Source organism: Streptococcus tangpeifui (assembly GCF_044503215.1).
Lineage (GTDB): Bacteria > Bacillota > Bacilli > Lactobacillales > Streptococcaceae > Streptococcus > Streptococcus tangpeifui.
The window spans coordinates 73088-88210 of record NZ_CP172427.1 but is presented as its reverse complement, the minus strand read 5'-3'; the positions used below and the strand labels follow the sequence as shown (position 1 = coordinate 88210).

Genomic DNA, 15123 nt, shown 5'->3' with positions numbered 1-15123 from the left:
TCATTAATTTAATTTTTCCATCCAAGATCGACAGCCAGCCTTTACTAACTGGTAAGTCTCTTCAAAATTTCCTGTAAACCACGGATCTGGCACACCACCTTCAATGAAAAGTTGGATTTTAGAAGCTGGTGCTTGCGGAAACAGGGCTCGCAAATCTTTAACATTTTGTTGATCCATCCCAATAACAAAATCAAAAGTTTCTATATCTACCTGAGAAATTTGCTGAGAAGTTTTATTTTTACTATAAGGCACACCATATTGCTTAAAGATAGCCTGAGTCCCCCGATGAATCGGATTCCCATGCTCCCAAGAAGAAGTTGCACGGCTCTCAACATAAATTTCAACAGGATCAGCCATTGACTTCATGATAAATTCCGCCATGGGACTTCGGCAGATATTTCCAAGACAAACAAAACATACTTTTTTCATAGCGTTATTATATCATAGGGACCGCAAATTCAAAGACAGCAAAACCTAATTAATTTTCTGCTCAATACCTAAATGTTCGTAAGCCTTAGCAGTCGCCATCCGGCCCGAACGTGTCCGCATAATAAAGCCTTTTTGAATCAGATAGGGCTCATACATATCCTCAACTGTCTCCCGCTCTTCAGCAATATTGATAGCCAAGGTCCCAAGACCAACCGGGCCACCTCCATACATTTCAATCATCGTTCGAAGGATTTTCTGATCGATATAATCCAAACCTTCTTGGTCAACATCCAGCATAGTCAAAGCCTTGTCAGCAATTTGAGCATCAATGAGACCATCTCCAACAATTTGAGCATAGTCCCGTACCCGCTTTAGAAGTCGGTTGGCGATCCGAGGAGTTCCCCGGCTACGTTTGGCCAATTCAAGAGCCGCTTCATGAGTAATCTCAGCCTCAAAAATCTCAGCTGTCCGTTCAACAATTTCCGTCAAATCAGCTTCTTTATAGTACTCCATATGACCATTGATGCCAAAACGAGCCCTCAAAGGATTTGAAAGCATACCTGCGCGAGTCGTTGCTCCAATAAGCGTAAAAGGAGGTAAGTCCAGATGAACACTTCTACTTGACTCACCAGTCCCAATCATGATATCAATGTAAAAATCTTCCATAGCGCTGTAGAGAACTTCTTCAATAGCCATGGGCATTCTGTGAATTTCATCAATAAACAGAACATCACCTGGTTCTAAGTCATTGAGAATAGCAACCAAGTCCCCAGCTTTTTCAATAGCTGGGCCAGAGGTTTGCTTGAGATTGACCCCCAACTCATTGGCAATCACAAAAGCCATAGTTGTCTTTCCAAGACCAGGAGGGCCGAAGAGTAAGACATGATCCAAGGCTTCATTCCGAAGCTTAGCTGCCTCGATAAATATGGCCAATTGATCTTTAACCTTATCCTGCCCAATATATTCCTTAAAAGTTTGAGGCCGTAGCGTTCGCTCGACCTGTTCCTCACTCTCCATCATTCCATCATCTAAAATTCTAGTCATGTTACCATTATATCACAAAAGGTAAGCTCTAAAATAGTGGAGACCTAAAGATTTTTATCACATTTTTTGATAGAAATTTTTATAAAATCACCTACTCCAACCTAAATTAATACTAAGGGAAATGTCAACAGCCCTCTACACGCTGATTATCTCAATAACAAGATGAAGTCAGTCGAACGCCGTCATAAGAGCCTGACACACGCTACACCACACAAATTACGACATACTGGGGCAACTCTTACTAAACAATCTGGAACATCACTAGAAGCCATTTCCGAGGCTCTGACGCATAGCGATACCCTCACGACCAAAACCTATATCAATACTTCAAATGTCATACCAATGGCTGTTGGCGAAATTGCCTATCGCAATCTTAAAAAGTAATGGTGTGACTTTGGTGTGAAAAGTGGTGTGAATTTTGCTAAAAAATTACCAAAAAACACCCCACAGTGTGAACCATGAAGTGTTGTAAATACTGTAATATAAAGCCGTTCTTAACGTTTTGAGAACTGACTAGCTTTACGTGCTTTCTTAAGACCTGGTTTTTTACGTTCAACCATACGGGCATCACGAGTAAGAAGTCCAGCACGTTTCAATGAATCGCGGAAATCTGGATCTACTTGCAGCAATGCACGTGCAATACCATGACGGATTGCACCTGATTGACCTGCATAACCACCACCAACAACATTAACAAAAACATCGTATGAACCAACAGTTGATGTAACTGCAAATGGTTGGTTAATAACGAGACGAAGATCAGCGTGTGGAATGTATTCTTCTACATCTTTGTCATTAACAGTAATTTTACCAGTACCTGGAACCAAACGAACGCGTGCAACAGCGTTTTTACGACGACCAGTACCTGCATATTGTGCTTGTGCCATTAATTATGCTCCTTTCCTCTTAGATAAGACCTGAAATGTCAAGAACTTCTGGTTGTTGTGCAGCATGAGTATGTTCGCTACCTGTGAAAACTTTTAACTTCATACCTTGTGCACGTCCAAGAGTATTATGCGGAAGCATACCTTTAACTGATTTTTCAATCAAGCGAACGGCATTCTTAGAACGCAACTCACCAGCAGAGATTTGCTTTAACCCACCTGGATACATCGAATGAGTATAATAAATTTTATCAGTTGCTTTTTTACCAGTCAATTTAACTTTTTCAGCATTGATAACAATGACAAAATCACCTGTATCTGTATGTGGGGTAAAGGTTGGTTTGTTCTTACCACGAAGTACGCTAGCAACTACTGCAGAAAGACGCCCAAGTGGGACATCAGTAGCATCAACAACGTACCATTTACGTTCAACTTCACCTGGCTTAGCCATGTATGTCGTTTTATTCATGATTTCTCCTATAGATCGTTTTTGTTTACAAAGTGGATGTTCCGGTCCACTGATTATTTCTAAAGCTTTCCGGGGCTTCTGAAATGGGGTAAACAATACCAGCTACTATCTTATCAATTCCAAACAGCTAAGTCAAGTAGTTTTCCTTTACTTTCTACTAAATTTTTTCTAAGTTATCCTGGTCTATCGGTAGGCAAGGTGATGAATATTTCTTTTAATCATCATTGTCAAAATCTTCAAATTCAACTTTAATATCTTTTATAAAAGCCCTTTTGCCTTTAAATGAATGACCTCTCATTAGCAATAAAATCTTTGCATAATCCTCGGGACACAATTTATGTTTAAGCTCTGCTAATTTGTCTTTCAAAGCGCAGTAATCAGCAGGGTCCATCTGCTGAGAAGGAATCATATGGCCCAATTCAGAAATTTCTTCATAAATCATTTTATCAAAAGCCCGCTTCTGACTCTCTTGCTTACGAATATTATCCAAAACATAACTTCTAAACTTGGTTTTAAAATAAGCCCTCAGCTTTTCTTCATCATTTGCAAGTGCTGGGAACCTTTCTAGTAATTGATAAAGGATAATCCGCGCTTCTTGCCTCCAATCATCATAAGTCCACAATTTAATATAATAATCCCTTGCCAACTTATTAACAGTTTTTTCAACTTGCCCAAACGCACTAACAAACGAAGAATCATCCATATCCAATACCTCTTTCAAACAGAATAATAAACCAGCTGCAACAATCTCTTTTACTGCCACTATGTCAAATTTTTCTTCCTCTTCAGGTGGCAGACCAGAAAGTTTGTCAAAAATTTCTTTCAATTTTTCTTTATCCATACAAAATCTCCTTCAATTTCTTTTGCATCATTATAATAAGAAATTCAAAAATACAATAGCGACATCAATGTCACTATGAAAGAAATTGGATAACAAATAGAATGTACAGACTCCATTAAATAAGGCACACTCCCACAGCAACCTTATATCTACTTATTCGTAAAAAAATATAAAAATAAGAAAAAATTTAAGAAAAAATAAAAAGAGAGTAAAACTCTCTTAAAGATGAGACAATCTGAGACTAAGTGAAAAAATAAAAAGAATCTCAATTGAGATTCTTCTAACAATATACCGGCGGCCGGGGTCGAACCGGCACGTCCGTGAGGACACTGGATTTTGAGTCCAGCGCGTCTGCCAATTCCGCCACGCCGGCTAGTATATATCTAAACTGGGGTAGCTGGATTCGAACCAACGCATGAGGGAGTCAAAGTCCCTTGCCTTACCGCTTGGCTATACCCCAAGATAGGCGAATGATGGGGATCGAACCCACGCATGCCAGAGCCACAATCTGGTGTGTTAACCACTTCACCACATTCGCCATAAACACGGGCAGTAGGAATTGAACCCACACTGAAGGTTTTGGAGACCTTAGTTCTACCTTTAAACTATGCCCGTAAACAAATGGAAGGGGAGGGATTCGAACCCCCGAACCCGAAGGAGCGGATTTACAGTCCGCCGCGTTTAGCCTCTTCGCTACCCTTCCTTAATAATATTAAATAATGGCGCGAGACGGAATCGAACCGCCGACACATGGAGCTTCAATCCATTGCTCTACCAACTGAGCTACCGAGCCTTTCCTACCTATAAGGTATTGCGGGAGCAGGATTTGAACCTACGACCTTCGGGTTATGAGCCCGACGAGCTACCTAACTGCTCCATCCCGCGATATTATTAAAGGAGGATGTGGGATTCGAACCCACGCGTGCTGTTACACACCTGACGGTTTTCAAGACCGTTCCCTTCAGCCGGACTTGGGTAATCCTCCAACAATAGTCCGTACGGGATTCGAACCCGTGTTACCGCCGTGAAAAGGCGGTGTCTTAACCCCTTGACCAACGGACCTTTGTTGCTAATGGGCACAAGTGGACTCGAACCACCGACCTCACGCTTATCAGGCGTGCGCTCTAACCAGCTGAGCTATGCGCCCAAACTTTTTGTTTGGTTTATAATTTTCATTATAAAGCGGGTGACGAGAATCGAACTCGCGACAACAGCTTGGAAGGCTGTAGTTTTACCACTAAACTACACCCGCTAAAATGGGAGTTAACGGGATCGAACCGCTGACCCTCTGCTTGTAAGGCAGATGCTCTCCCAGCTGAGCTAAACTCCCTAATGGAACCTTCTTAGATTCCTATGCGCTAAGCGACTCCCTTATCTCACAGGGGGCAACCCCCAATTACTTCAGGCGTGCTAGGGCTTAACTGCTGTGTTCGGCATGGATACAGGTGTCTCTCCTAGGCTAGCGTCACTTAACTATGAATTGAATTGTATTCGAACTTAAAAGCTAGTGATTTAGATAAATCCTCTTGAAGTCCTTAGACTTCTGCGGTGATTTCCTAAAATCATACGCTTTTCTTCACGTTCTCATTACTTATTTTGCCAATTCAAAATTGAATACCTATCTATTGTATCAAGCCTTACCTCGCGCTGTCAATACCTTCTTTAGGATAAGTCCTCGAGCGATTAGTATTGGTCCGCTTCATAGCTTACACTACTTCCACTCCCAACCTATCTACCTGATCTTCTCTCAGGGCTCTTACTGATATATAATCATGGGAAATCTCATCTTGAGGGAGGCTTCACACTTAGATGCTTTCAGCGTTTATCCCTTCCATACATAGCTACCCAGCGATGCTCTTGGCAGAACAACTGGTACACCAGCGGTATGTCCACTCTGGTCCTCTCGTACTAGGAGCAGAGCCTCTCAAATTTCCTTCGCCCGCGACGGATAGGGACCGAACTGTCTCACGACGTTCTGAACCCAGCTCGCGTGCCGCTTTAATGGGCGAACAGCCCAACCCTTGGGACCGACTACAGCCCCAGGATGCGACGAGCCGACATCGAGGTGCCAAACCTCCCCGTCGATGTGAACTCTTGGGGGAGATAAGCCTGTTATCCCCAGGGTAGCTTTTATCCGTTGAGCGATGGCCCTTCCATGCGGAACCACCGGATCACTAAGCCCGACTTTCGTCCCTGCTCGAGTTGTCGCTCTCGCAGTCAAGCTCCCTTATACCTTTACACTCTGCGATTGATTTCCAACCAATCTGAGGGAACCTTTGGGCGCCTCCGTTACCTTTTAGGAGGCGACCGCCCCAGTCAAACTGCCCGTCAGACACTGTCTCCCTAGACGCTTAGCCTAGCGGGTTAGAGTAGCCATAACACAAGGGTAGTATCCCAACAGCGCCTCCTTCGAAACTAGCGTCCCGATCTCTATGGCTCCTACCTATCCTGTACATGTGGTACAGATACTCAATATCAAACTGCAGTAAAGCTCCATGGGGTCTTTCCGTCCTGTCGCGGGTAACCTGCATCTTCACAGGTACTAAAATTTCACCGAGTCTCTCGTTGAGACAGTGCCCAAATCATTACGCCTTTCGTGCGGGTCGGAACTTACCCGACAAGGAATTTCGCTACCTTAGGACCGTTATAGTTACGGCCGCCGTTTACTGGGGCTTCAATTCAGATCTTCGCTTAACGCTAAACCCTCCTCTTAACCTTCCAGCACCGGGCAGGCGTCACCCCCTATACTTCATCTTTCGATTTCGCAGAGAGCTGTGTTTTTGATAAACAGTTGCTTGGGCCTTTTCACTGCGGCTCAGTCTAGCTGAGCGCCCCTTCTCCCGAAGTTACGGGGCCATTTTGCCGAGTTCCTTAACGAGAGTTCGCTCGATCACCTGAGGCTACTCGCCTCGACTACCTGTGTCGGTTTGCGGTACGGGTAGAGTATACATTAACGCTAGAAGCTTTTCTTGGCAGCCTGACATCACTCACTTCGCTACTAAACTTCGCTCCCCATCACAGCTCAATGTTACAGGACTAAGCATTTGACTCAGTCCACACCTCACTGCTTGGCCAGACACTTCCAGTCGTCTGGTTGAGTTAGCCTTCTGCGTCCCTCCTTCACTCTATACTCTAGTACAGGACTATCAACCTGTTGCCCATCGGATACACCTGTCGGTCTCTCCTTAGGTCCCGACTAACCCAGGGCGGACGAGCCTTCCCCTGGAAACCTTAGTCTTACGGTGGACAGGATTCTCACCTGTCTTGCGCTACTCATACCGGCATTCTCACTTCTATGCACTCCAGCACTCCTCACGGTATACCTTCTCCACACATAGAACGCTCTCCTACCATCCCTAAAGGATCCACAGCTTCGGTAAATTGTTTTAGCCCCGGTACATTTTCGGCGCAGGGTCACTCGACTAGTGAGCTATTACGCACTCTTTGAATGAATAGCTGCTTCTAAGCTAACATCCTAGTTGTCTGTGCAACCCCACATCCTTTTCCACTTAACAATTATTTGGGGACCTTAGCTGGTGGTCTGGGCTGTTTCCCTTTCGACTACGGATCTTAGCACTCGCAGTCTGACTGCCGACCATAAATCGTTGGCATTCGGAGTTTATCTGAGATTGGTAATCCGGGATGGACCCCTCACCCAAACAGTGCTCTACCTCCAAGATTCTTATTGTCGACGCTAGCCCTAAAGCTATTTCGGAGAGAACCAGCTATCTCCAAGTTCGTTTGGAATTTCTCCGCTACCCACAAGTCATCCAAGCACTTTTCAACGTACTCTGGTTCGGGCCTCCAGTGAGTCTTACCTCACCTTCACCCTGCTCATGGGTAGGTCACCTGGTTTCGGGTCTACGTCATTGTACTTATCCGCCCTCTTCAGACTCGGTTTCCCTACGGCTCCGTCTCTTCAACTTAACCTCGCACAATAACGTAACTCGCCGGTTCATTCTACAAAAGGCACGCTCTCACCCATTAACGGGCTCGAACTTCTTGTAAGCACACGGTTTCAGGTTCTCTTTCACTCCCCTTCCGGGGTGCTTTTCACCTTTCCCTCACGGTACTGGTTCACTATCGGTCACTAGGGAGTATTTAGGGTTGGGAGATGGGCCTCCCAGTTTCCGACGAGATTTCTCGTGTCTCGCCGTACTCAGGATCCTGTTAGCGTCTTCCATCATTTCAAATACGAGGCTTTTACTCTCTTTGGCCGACTTTCCCAAGTCGTTCTTTTATGACGTTTGATCACTCTTCACAGTCCTACAACCCCAGAATGTAAACATCCTGGTTTGCCCTCCTGCCCTTTCGCTCGCCGCTACTCAGGCAATCGCTCTTGCTTTCTCTTCCTGCAGCTACTGAGATGTTTCAGTTCACTGCGTCTTCCTTCTCATATCCTTAACAGATATGGATGACAACCTGTAGTTGCCGGGTTCCCCCATTCGGATATCTCTGGATCTCAGCTTACTTACAGCTCCCCAAAGCATTTCGTCGTTAATCACGTCCTTCATCGGCTCCTAGTGCCAAGGCATCCACCGTGCGCCCTTATTAACTTAACCTTATTAAAAAACTCATTAAATATTTACAGCGTTTCGGTTTATTTTCTTGTTACTATTTGATAGATATTCAATTTTCAATGGACAAGTCTAAGATACTAAGACCGTCCCAACTTGTTGGGCATTTTTGTAGAAAAATAGGAAATCAACGCTGTGTGACTTGCACACAAGGAGATTTATCTTTTTTCCTAAAAAATGAGGTCGTGTTCAATTTCTTGAACAATATCTTATTTAGCTTAGAATACAAGTTTTCGCTAAAGCGAATCATCTCTCGTATCCTATGGAGCCTAGCGGGATCGAACCGCTGACCTCCTGCGTGCAAAGCAGGCGCTCTCCCAGCTGAGCTAAGGCCCCACAAAACCTCTGAAAACTAAATAGAGACGCCCTAAAACGTGCTTCCGTAGCTAAATAAGGGTACCTTTAACCTTATCGGCTAAATTGTACTCGGGCTAAAAGCTTGTGATTTAGATAAACCACCTTGTATGCAAGCATACTGCCTTGGTTTCCTAAAATCAAGTCGCTTTTAAACGCCCTCCGTTACTTAGTTTTTCCTTAGAAAGGAGGTGATCCAGCCGCACCTTCCGATACGGCTACCTTGTTACGACTTCACCCCAATCATCCGTCCCACCTTAGGCGGCTGGCTCCCGAAGGTTACCTCACCGACTTTGGGTGTTACAAACTCTCGTGGTGTGACGGGCGGTGTGTACAAGGCCCGGGAACGTATTCACCGCGGCGTGCTGATCCGCGATTACTAGCGATTCCGACTTCATGGAGGCGAGTTGCAGCCTCCAATCCGAACTGAGATTGGCTTTCAGAGATTAGCTTGCCGTCACCGGCTTGCGACTCGTTGTACCAACCATTGTAGCACGTGTGTAGCCCAGGTCATAAGGGGCATGATGATTTGACGTCATCCCCACCTTCCTCCGGTTTATTACCGGCAGTCTCGCTAGAGTGCCCAACTTAATGATGGCAACTAACAATAAGGGTTGCGCTCGTTGCGGGACTTAACCCAACATCTCACGACACGAGCTGACGACAACCATGCACCACCTGTCACCGATGTACCGAAGTAACTCCCTATCTCTAGGGATGGCATCGGGATGTCAAGACCTGGTAAGGTTCTTCGCGTTGCTTCGAATTAAACCACATGCTCCACCGCTTGTGCGGGCCCCCGTCAATTCCTTTGAGTTTCAACCTTGCGGTCGTACTCCCCAGGCGGAGTGCTTAATGCGTTAGCTCCGGCACTAAGCCCCGGAAAGGGCCTAACACCTAGCACTCAGCGTTTACGGCGTGGACTACCAGGGTATCTAATCCTGTTCGCTACCCACGCTTTCGAGCCTCAGCGTCAGTTACAGACCAGAGAGCCGCTTTCGCCACCGGTGTTCCTCCATATATCTACGCATTTCACCGCTACACATGGAATTCCACTCTCCCCTTCTGCACTCAAGTTCAACAGTTTCCAAAGCAAACAATGGTTGAGCCACTGCCTTTAACTTCAGACTTACTAAACCGCCTGCGCTCGCTTTACGCCCAATAAATCCGGACAACGCTCGGGACCTACGTATTACCGCGGCTGCTGGCACGTAGTTAGCCGTCCCTTTCTGGTAAGATACCGTCACTTGTGTAACTTTCCACTCTACACATCGTTCTTCTCTTACAACAGAGCTTTACGATCCGAAAACCTTCTTCACTCACGCGGCGTTGCTCGGTCAGGGTTCCCCCCATTGCCGAAGATTCCCTACTGCTGCCTCCCGTAGGAGTCTGGGCCGTGTCTCAGTCCCAGTGTGGCCGTTCACCCTCTCAGGTCGGCTATGTATCGTCGCCTAGGTGAGCCCTTACCTCACCTACTAGCTAATACAACGCAGGTCCATCTGTTAGTGGTGCTCTTGCACCTTTCAAATCACTAACATGAGTTAGTCACTATTATGCGGTATTAGCTATCGTTTCCAATAGTTATCCCCCGCTAACAGGCAGGTTACCTACGCGTTACTCACCCGTTCGCAACTCCTCGTACTAGAGCAAGCTCCAGTACTCAGCGTTCTACTTGCATGTATTAGGCACGCCGCCAGCGTTCGTCCTGAGCCAGGATCAAACTCTCATCTAATAGTTTGAGCGCTTAACTCACTTGTGTCATCGCTGACTTATTGTCCTTTGACAGGTTACTCTCGTAACCCGCACGTCTTGGTTCGTCTCTATTCAGTTCTCAAAGGTCTTGCCCCTCTCTCGAGGACAGCTCCCTTATTCTAGCAAACACCTCCTCCTTTGTCAATACCTTTAGATTAATTTTTTTATGTATTATAAAATATTGCAAGACTGAAGCCTTTTGCTCTTAGGATTTGCTCTCTTGAGTTCTTTTATAGCAAATTCTTGAAAACGGTTTCTTAGGTGATATAATGAATATATATCATAAAAGGAGGAATCATCATGGCTTATAAAACCACCTACCCCTACACTGATGAGGTATTAAAATCCTACAACAATGTCACCGACCAAGACATAGAAGATGCTCTAGCTGCGGGGCATGCCCTCTATAAGACTTGGCGCGAAAACGATCAGCTACAAGAACGCAAGGTTATCTTGCATAAGGTGGCTGACCTTTTGCGACGTGACCGCGATAAGTACGCCGAAATTATGACCAAAGACATGGGTAAACTCTTTGCTGAAGCCCAAGGTGAAGTGGATCTGTGTGCAGCTATTGCTGACTATTACGCTGACAAAGCGGAAGAATTCTTAAAACCACAGCCTCTGGAAACCGATACTGGTGATGCCTACTATATTAAGCAAGCTACTGGGGTACTTTTAGCCGTTGAACCTTGGAACTTTCCTTTCTATCAAGTCATGCGGGTCTTTGCCCCTAACTTTATGGTAGGAAACACCATAGTGCTCAAACACGCGTCTATTTGCCCAAGTTCTGGTCAAGCTTTTGAAGACTTAGTTAATGAGGCAGGCGCTCCTAAAGGCTCTTTCAAGAATCTCTTTGCTAGCTATTCACAAGTTTCCGATATTATCGCTGATCCTCGGGTGACTGGGGTTTGCTTGACTGGTTCCGAACGGGGAGGCGCTTCCATCGCTGCCGAAGCTGGGAAGAACTTGAAGAAATCTTCTATGGAATTGGGAGGTAATGATGCCTTTATCATATTAGACGATGCTAACTGGGATGACCTCAAGGCTCTCTTGCCTGATGTCCGCCTTTACAATGCCGGTCAAGTTTGTACCTCATCTAAACGCTTCATCGTTTTAGAAAAAGATTATGATAAATTCGTGAACATGCTCGTTGAAGCTTTCAAAACAGCTAAGTGGGGTGACCCGATGCAAGCAGACACGACACTGGCTCCTCTGTCATCAGCTTCTGCCAAGGAAGAAGTCTTGGGTCAAATTAAACTAGCCGTTGATAATGGCGCTAAGGTTGCCTTTGGTAATCAGCCAATTGATCACCCCGGCTACTTTGTTATGCCGACCATTTTAACAAATATCACTAAAGAAAACCCTATCTATAATCAAGAAATTTTTGGTCCTGTTGCCTCGGTCTACAAGGTAGCTACCGAAGAGGAAGCGATTGCTTTAGCCAATGATTCCAGCTATGGTCTCGGTGGTACGATCTTCTCCAGCAGTCCTGAACATGCAGAAAGCGTTGCTGCTAAGGTCGAAACTGGTATGTCCTTTATCAATTCCGGTTGGGCTTCTCTGCCTGAACTGCCATTTGGTGGTATTAAAAATTCTGGTTATGGTCGTGAACTAAGTGAGCTTGGTTTCGATACCTTCACTAATGAACACCTCATTTATACCCCAAAGAAATAAGATGTCATTATCCTTAATAGGTCAATTGTCTTGATATCAAACAGCTATTAAAAGAGAGATTGAAAATCCAATCTCTCTTTTGCTTTCTTCTATGATCAATCTTCTAGACCGATACGTTTGAAAATCTCATCCACACGCTTGGTATAATAGGCTGGATTGAAGATTTCGTCGATTTCTTCTTGGCTCAGGCGGGAAGTCACTTCTGGGTCTGCTTCCAGCAGCGGTTTGAAGTCTACTTGCTTGTCCCAAGACTGCGCAGTCTTAGGCTGGACAAGGTCGTAAGCCTCTTCACGGGTCATACCTTTTTCGATCAAGGCCAACATAGCACGCTGACTGAAAATCAGACCGAAAGTAGAGCCCATGTTGCGCTTCATGTTTTCTGGGAAGACCGTCAGGTTCTTGACGATATTGCCAAAACGGTTGAGCATGTAGTCGATCAGAATAGTCGTATCTGGCGCGATAATGCGCTCAGCCGATGAATGAGAAATATCACGTTCGTGCCAGAGAGACACATTTTCATAGGCCGTCACCATGTGACCGCGGATCACACGCGCGAGGCCAGTCATATTTTCTGAGCCGATTGGATTACGTTTGTGAGGCATAGCAGAGCTTCCTTTTTGACCCTTGGCAAAGAACTCTTCCACTTCGCGCTGTTCAGACTTTTGCAGACCGCGAATTTCCGTCGCCATGCGCTCGATTGAGGTCGCGATACTGGCAAGCACTGCGAAGTATTCTGCATGCAGGTCACGCGGCAGCACTTGGGTTGAAATTTCCTGAGCACGGATACCCAATTTATCACAGACATATTTTTCCACAAATGGCGGAATGTTGGCAAAGTTCCCAACGGCACCGGAGATTTTCCCAGCTTCTACGCCAGCGGCAGCATGCTCAAAACGCTCGATATTACGCTTCATTTCGCTATACCAAGTCGCAAGCTTAAGCCCGAAGGTCGTTGGCTCCGCATGGACACCATGAGTGCGGCCCATCATGATGGTAAATTTGTGTTCCTTAGCCTTATCAGCAATGATAGCCAGAAAATTGTCCAAATCCTTGCGAATAATGGCATTAGCCTGCTTGTAAAGGTAGCCGTAAGCCGTGTCCACTACGTCTGTCGAGGTCAAGCCAAAGTGCACCCACTTACGCTCCTCACCCAGAGTCTCAGACACCGCACGGGTAAAAGCCACTACATCGTGGCGGGTTTCCTGCTCAATCTCCAAAATGCGGTCGATATCAAAATCCGCCTTCTCACGAATCTTGGCCACATCTTCCTTAGGAATCTCACCTAACTCAGCCCAAGCTTCGTCGGCAAGGATTTCCACCTCCAACCAAGCACGGTACTTGTTCTCTTCACTCCAAATATTCGCCATCTCAGGGCGTGAATAACGTGTTAGCATAATTTAAGATACCAAGGGCAACAAGAAAGTGACTGAATTTTAGAAAACCAACGATGGACGCTCACGTCCGAGGCGGTTTATCTAAATTCCGAGCTTTCCGCTCGGGTTCAGTTTGACAATTCTGGTGCCCATCTCCTTTCATTTTTTACTGCTCTACTTTTTATAATAGCCGAAAGAGCAATTCTGCTATTTGAAATTCACTCAGTTATATTTTTATGAAACAGTTTATATAATAGAAATCTATCTCATCAGTTGTTTCCTCACAGTTTGCTTATACACTTCTATATCATGATTACCTTTATGTCGATACGAATAATGGTATATAAACTTAAAATTTGTATCTGGACCCAACTCACTCTGTAACAATTGCTTATTTCTTTGTATAGATTTTTTAACTTCATCACCTAATGAAATAATCAATGGATTTTTAACACCAAGTTCTAGTAATTCTTGAATTAAATTGTTGATTTGAACTGATTCATAGTTACTATCTTTTCTTAATTTCTTGCCAACTTCTTGAGAATTACTATTTCGATACCCTCTTGGTTTCCCATCTTCATCATATTTTACTAAATCCGTTAAATAGGCTCCTAAAAAATTATTATCAACACAGATAGCTTTTAACTTGTCATCATTCTTTTGAACCCCTTCAACATGCTCGTGAAAGCTTTGAAAATTCATAACATAACTATCCAAATCATCTTCTGTTCTATCTGCAAAATTTAAAGCAAGAATTACTATATTAGGGTTCAAATTTAAACTATCTAGACTGGACTGGGAATCTATTTCATTTAAAGTATTAACAGCTGAGTCATAATCTCCTAACGACCTATTTTCCCAAACTGCCCAACTAGATACCTTACCTAGTTTTTCTTTATTTGTTAAAAAAGCATCTAACAACAACTTCTTCATTTGAAATACCCCTTTCTAGAAATCAATCCTCTCTCCAAACTCCCTCACTTCATCTGGCTCATCACTAAACACCGTCACATGCCCCATTTTGCAATTGTGTTCACCACAACAAACTCATTTTATTGAACAATATTTCTACGACTAACTTGCTACTAAATTAGCATAAACGCAGCACATATGCCTGAAAAAATATTAGCTGCCGCATGAATAATCCAACTTGGAATAATGGAACCTTGAGCCTTGTTTTCGTTGATATAGCCCATTCCATAAGCAATAGCAAACGTAAACACTGTAACCATCATTGTGGAACCAATATCCAGCACCTTTAAAAACATGAAACCATGTATCAAAGCAAAAAACAAGGACTGGATGGTATTAGCCAAAGGAAAGGTCAGCTTTTGCATCAGACGCTTCAATAAAAATCCTCTGAAGAACAATTCTTCTGGCAAAGCGGTATTAAATAGTCCATAAATGAGAATAGCAGGCAAAACCTTGAAACCACCGCCTCGGAAAATGGTTGTCGCCGTTGATACTCCCTTTAAGCGGAATAAAATAAAGAGAGAAATGAGTGAAAATAATACTGTCATCACTAGCGAAGGCACAAAGACTTGTTTAAAATCATGTTTGCTGACTTTTTTAAAGCCTAGCCAGTCTAGAAAAGGAGAGTGTTTTCTTTCTATAGCAAACCAATAAATAAATGGAATGATAGCAAATAATACTATTTCTAAAAAGCTGCTGATGACTTTTGAAATGAATAGTTCCATGTGTTAACCTCCTGATACCTATCCTACCA

Annotated in this window: 9 protein-coding genes, 13 tRNA genes, 3 rRNA genes and 1 pseudogene; 2 read left to right on the top strand and 24 right to left on the bottom strand. The window is 44.3% G+C overall.

All coding sequences use genetic code 11. The features are described 5' to 3' along the window. Positions 1 to 3 precede the first annotated feature (3 nt). Complete coding sequence (locus tag ACFSN5_RS00520) at positions 4 to 429, bottom strand: low molecular weight protein-tyrosine-phosphatase (RefSeq protein ID WP_165212469.1); 426 nt, start codon at positions 427 to 429, stop codon at positions 4 to 6. Positions 430 to 474: 45 nt separating this feature from the next. Further along, positions 475 to 1473, bottom strand: a complete 999-nt coding sequence (gene ruvB / locus ACFSN5_RS00515) for a Holliday junction branch migration DNA helicase RuvB (RefSeq protein ID WP_165329451.1) — start codon at positions 1471 to 1473, stop codon at positions 475 to 477. A 105-nt stretch (positions 1474 to 1578) separates the two neighbouring features. Here ruvB and ACFSN5_RS00510 point away from each other — a divergent pair. Next, positions 1579 to 1857, top strand: a pseudogene (locus ACFSN5_RS00510) (tyrosine-type recombinase/integrase); the annotation flags it as partial. A gap of 110 nt (positions 1858 to 1967) precedes the next feature. On the opposite strand, the gene rpsI reads toward ACFSN5_RS00510, so the two are convergent. From rpsI to ACFSN5_RS00415, 19 genes are all read right to left on the bottom strand, one after another. Next, positions 1968 to 2360 carry a 30S ribosomal protein S9 gene (gene rpsI / locus ACFSN5_RS00505; RefSeq protein WP_165212473.1) on the bottom strand — a complete coding sequence of 131 codons (393 nt, stop codon included), beginning with the start codon at positions 2358 to 2360 and terminating at the stop codon, positions 1968 to 1970. Between the two features lie 19 nt (positions 2361 to 2379). Next, on the bottom strand, positions 2380 to 2826 hold the full coding sequence (gene rplM, locus ACFSN5_RS00500; RefSeq protein ID WP_165212475.1) for a 50S ribosomal protein L13: 447 nt from the start codon (positions 2824 to 2826) through the stop codon (positions 2380 to 2382). Between the two features lie 214 nt (positions 2827 to 3040). After that, the gene (locus tag ACFSN5_RS00495; protein WP_165212477.1) at positions 3041 to 3667 is read right to left on the bottom strand and encodes a sigma-70 family RNA polymerase sigma factor; all 627 of its coding nucleotides are present in this window, start codon (positions 3665 to 3667) and stop codon (positions 3041 to 3043) included. Positions 3668 to 3956: 289 nt separating this feature from the next. Next, positions 3957 to 4040, bottom strand: a tRNA-Leu gene (locus ACFSN5_RS00490). Positions 4041 to 4055: 15 nt separating this feature from the next. Next, positions 4056 to 4127: transfer RNA gene (locus ACFSN5_RS00485), tRNA-Gln, on the bottom strand. Between the two features lie 5 nt (positions 4128 to 4132). Further along, positions 4133 to 4205, bottom strand: a tRNA-His gene (locus ACFSN5_RS00480). Between the two features lie 6 nt (positions 4206 to 4211). After that, positions 4212 to 4282: transfer RNA gene (locus tag ACFSN5_RS00475), tRNA-Trp, on the bottom strand. Between the two features lie 7 nt (positions 4283 to 4289). Then, a tRNA-Tyr gene (locus ACFSN5_RS00470) sits at positions 4290 to 4370 on the bottom strand. 17 nt (positions 4371 to 4387) lie between these two features. Further along, a tRNA-Phe gene (locus tag ACFSN5_RS00465) sits at positions 4388 to 4460 on the bottom strand. Positions 4461 to 4478: 18 nt separating this feature from the next. Continuing rightward, a tRNA-Met gene (locus ACFSN5_RS00460) sits at positions 4479 to 4552 on the bottom strand. Positions 4553 to 4562: 10 nt separating this feature from the next. Next, positions 4563 to 4652, bottom strand: a tRNA-Ser gene (locus tag ACFSN5_RS00455). 5 nt (positions 4653 to 4657) lie between these two features. Beyond that, a tRNA-Glu gene (locus ACFSN5_RS00450) sits at positions 4658 to 4729 on the bottom strand. A gap of 11 nt (positions 4730 to 4740) precedes the next feature. Further along, positions 4741 to 4814 (bottom strand) — tRNA-Ile (locus tag ACFSN5_RS00445). Between the two features lie 34 nt (positions 4815 to 4848). After that, positions 4849 to 4919: transfer RNA gene (locus ACFSN5_RS00440), tRNA-Gly, on the bottom strand. 5 nt (positions 4920 to 4924) lie between these two features. After that, positions 4925 to 4997 (bottom strand) — tRNA-Val (locus ACFSN5_RS00435). Positions 4998 to 5024: 27 nt separating this feature from the next. Next, a 5S ribosomal RNA gene (gene rrf, locus ACFSN5_RS00430) occupies positions 5025 to 5140 on the bottom strand. Positions 5141 to 5330: 190 nt separating this feature from the next. Then, a 23S ribosomal RNA gene (locus ACFSN5_RS00425) occupies positions 5331 to 8229 on the bottom strand. Between the two features lie 278 nt (positions 8230 to 8507). After that, a tRNA-Ala gene (locus ACFSN5_RS00420) sits at positions 8508 to 8580 on the bottom strand. Positions 8581 to 8782: 202 nt separating this feature from the next. Then, a 16S ribosomal RNA gene (locus ACFSN5_RS00415) occupies positions 8783 to 10330 on the bottom strand. The 16S, 23S and 5S rRNA genes sit together here with 13 tRNA genes alongside, the layout of an rRNA operon. Before the next feature lie 320 nt (positions 10331 to 10650). Between ACFSN5_RS00415 and ACFSN5_RS00410 the strand changes: the two genes are divergently transcribed. Beyond that, the gene (locus tag ACFSN5_RS00410) at positions 10651 to 12024 is read left to right on the top strand and encodes an NAD-dependent succinate-semialdehyde dehydrogenase (protein WP_165329547.1); all 1374 of its coding nucleotides are present in this window, start codon (positions 10651 to 10653) and stop codon (positions 12022 to 12024) included. A gap of 95 nt (positions 12025 to 12119) precedes the next feature. On the opposite strand, the gene purB is transcribed toward ACFSN5_RS00410, so the two are convergent. From purB to ACFSN5_RS00395, 3 genes are all read right to left on the bottom strand, one after another. Then, positions 12120 to 13418 (bottom strand): adenylosuccinate lyase, encoded by a 1299-nt coding sequence (purB, locus tag ACFSN5_RS00405; RefSeq protein ID WP_165213170.1) that lies wholly within the window; start codon positions 13416 to 13418, stop codon positions 12120 to 12122. A 240-nt stretch (positions 13419 to 13658) separates the two neighbouring features. Continuing rightward, a complete protein-coding gene (locus ACFSN5_RS00400; protein ID WP_165213168.1) occupies positions 13659 to 14330 on the bottom strand; it encodes a hypothetical protein in 672 nt (223 codons plus the stop codon). 152 nt (positions 14331 to 14482) lie between these two features. After that, complete coding sequence (locus tag ACFSN5_RS00395) at positions 14483 to 15094, bottom strand: CPBP family intramembrane glutamic endopeptidase (RefSeq protein WP_165213166.1); 612 nt, start codon at positions 15092 to 15094, stop codon at positions 14483 to 14485. Between the last annotated feature and the right edge of the window lie 29 nt (positions 15095 to 15123).

Excerpts from the sequence above, each read along its gene's own strand:
- ACFSN5_RS00495 (WP_165212477.1), bottom strand. The coding sequence starts at position 3,667 with ATGGATAAAGAAAAATTGAAAGAAATTTTTGACAAACTTTCTGGTCTG.
- ACFSN5_RS00400 (WP_165213168.1), bottom strand. The coding sequence starts at position 14,330 with ATGAAGAAGTTGTTGTTAGATGCTTTTTTAACAAATAAAGAAAAACTA.
- rplM (WP_165212475.1), bottom strand. The coding sequence starts at position 2,826 with ATGAATAAAACGACATACATGGCTAAGCCAGGTGAAGTTGAACGTAAA.
- rpsI (WP_165212473.1), bottom strand. The coding sequence starts at position 2,360 with ATGGCACAAGCACAATATGCAGGTACTGGTCGTCGTAAAAACGCTGTT.
- ruvB (WP_165329451.1), bottom strand. The coding sequence starts at position 1,473 with ATGACTAGAATTTTAGATGATGGAATGATGGAGAGTGAGGAACAGGTC.
- ACFSN5_RS00410 (WP_165329547.1), top strand. The coding sequence starts at position 10,651 with ATGGCTTATAAAACCACCTACCCCTACACTGATGAGGTATTAAAATCC.
- ACFSN5_RS00395 (WP_165213166.1), bottom strand. The coding sequence starts at position 15,094 with ATGGAACTATTCATTTCAAAAGTCATCAGCAGCTTTTTAGAAATAGTA.
- ACFSN5_RS00520 (WP_165212469.1), bottom strand. The coding sequence starts at position 429 with ATGAAAAAAGTATGTTTTGTTTGTCTTGGAAATATCTGCCGAAGTCCC.
- purB (WP_165213170.1), bottom strand. The coding sequence starts at position 13,418 with ATGCTAACACGTTATTCACGCCCTGAGATGGCGAATATTTGGAGTGAA.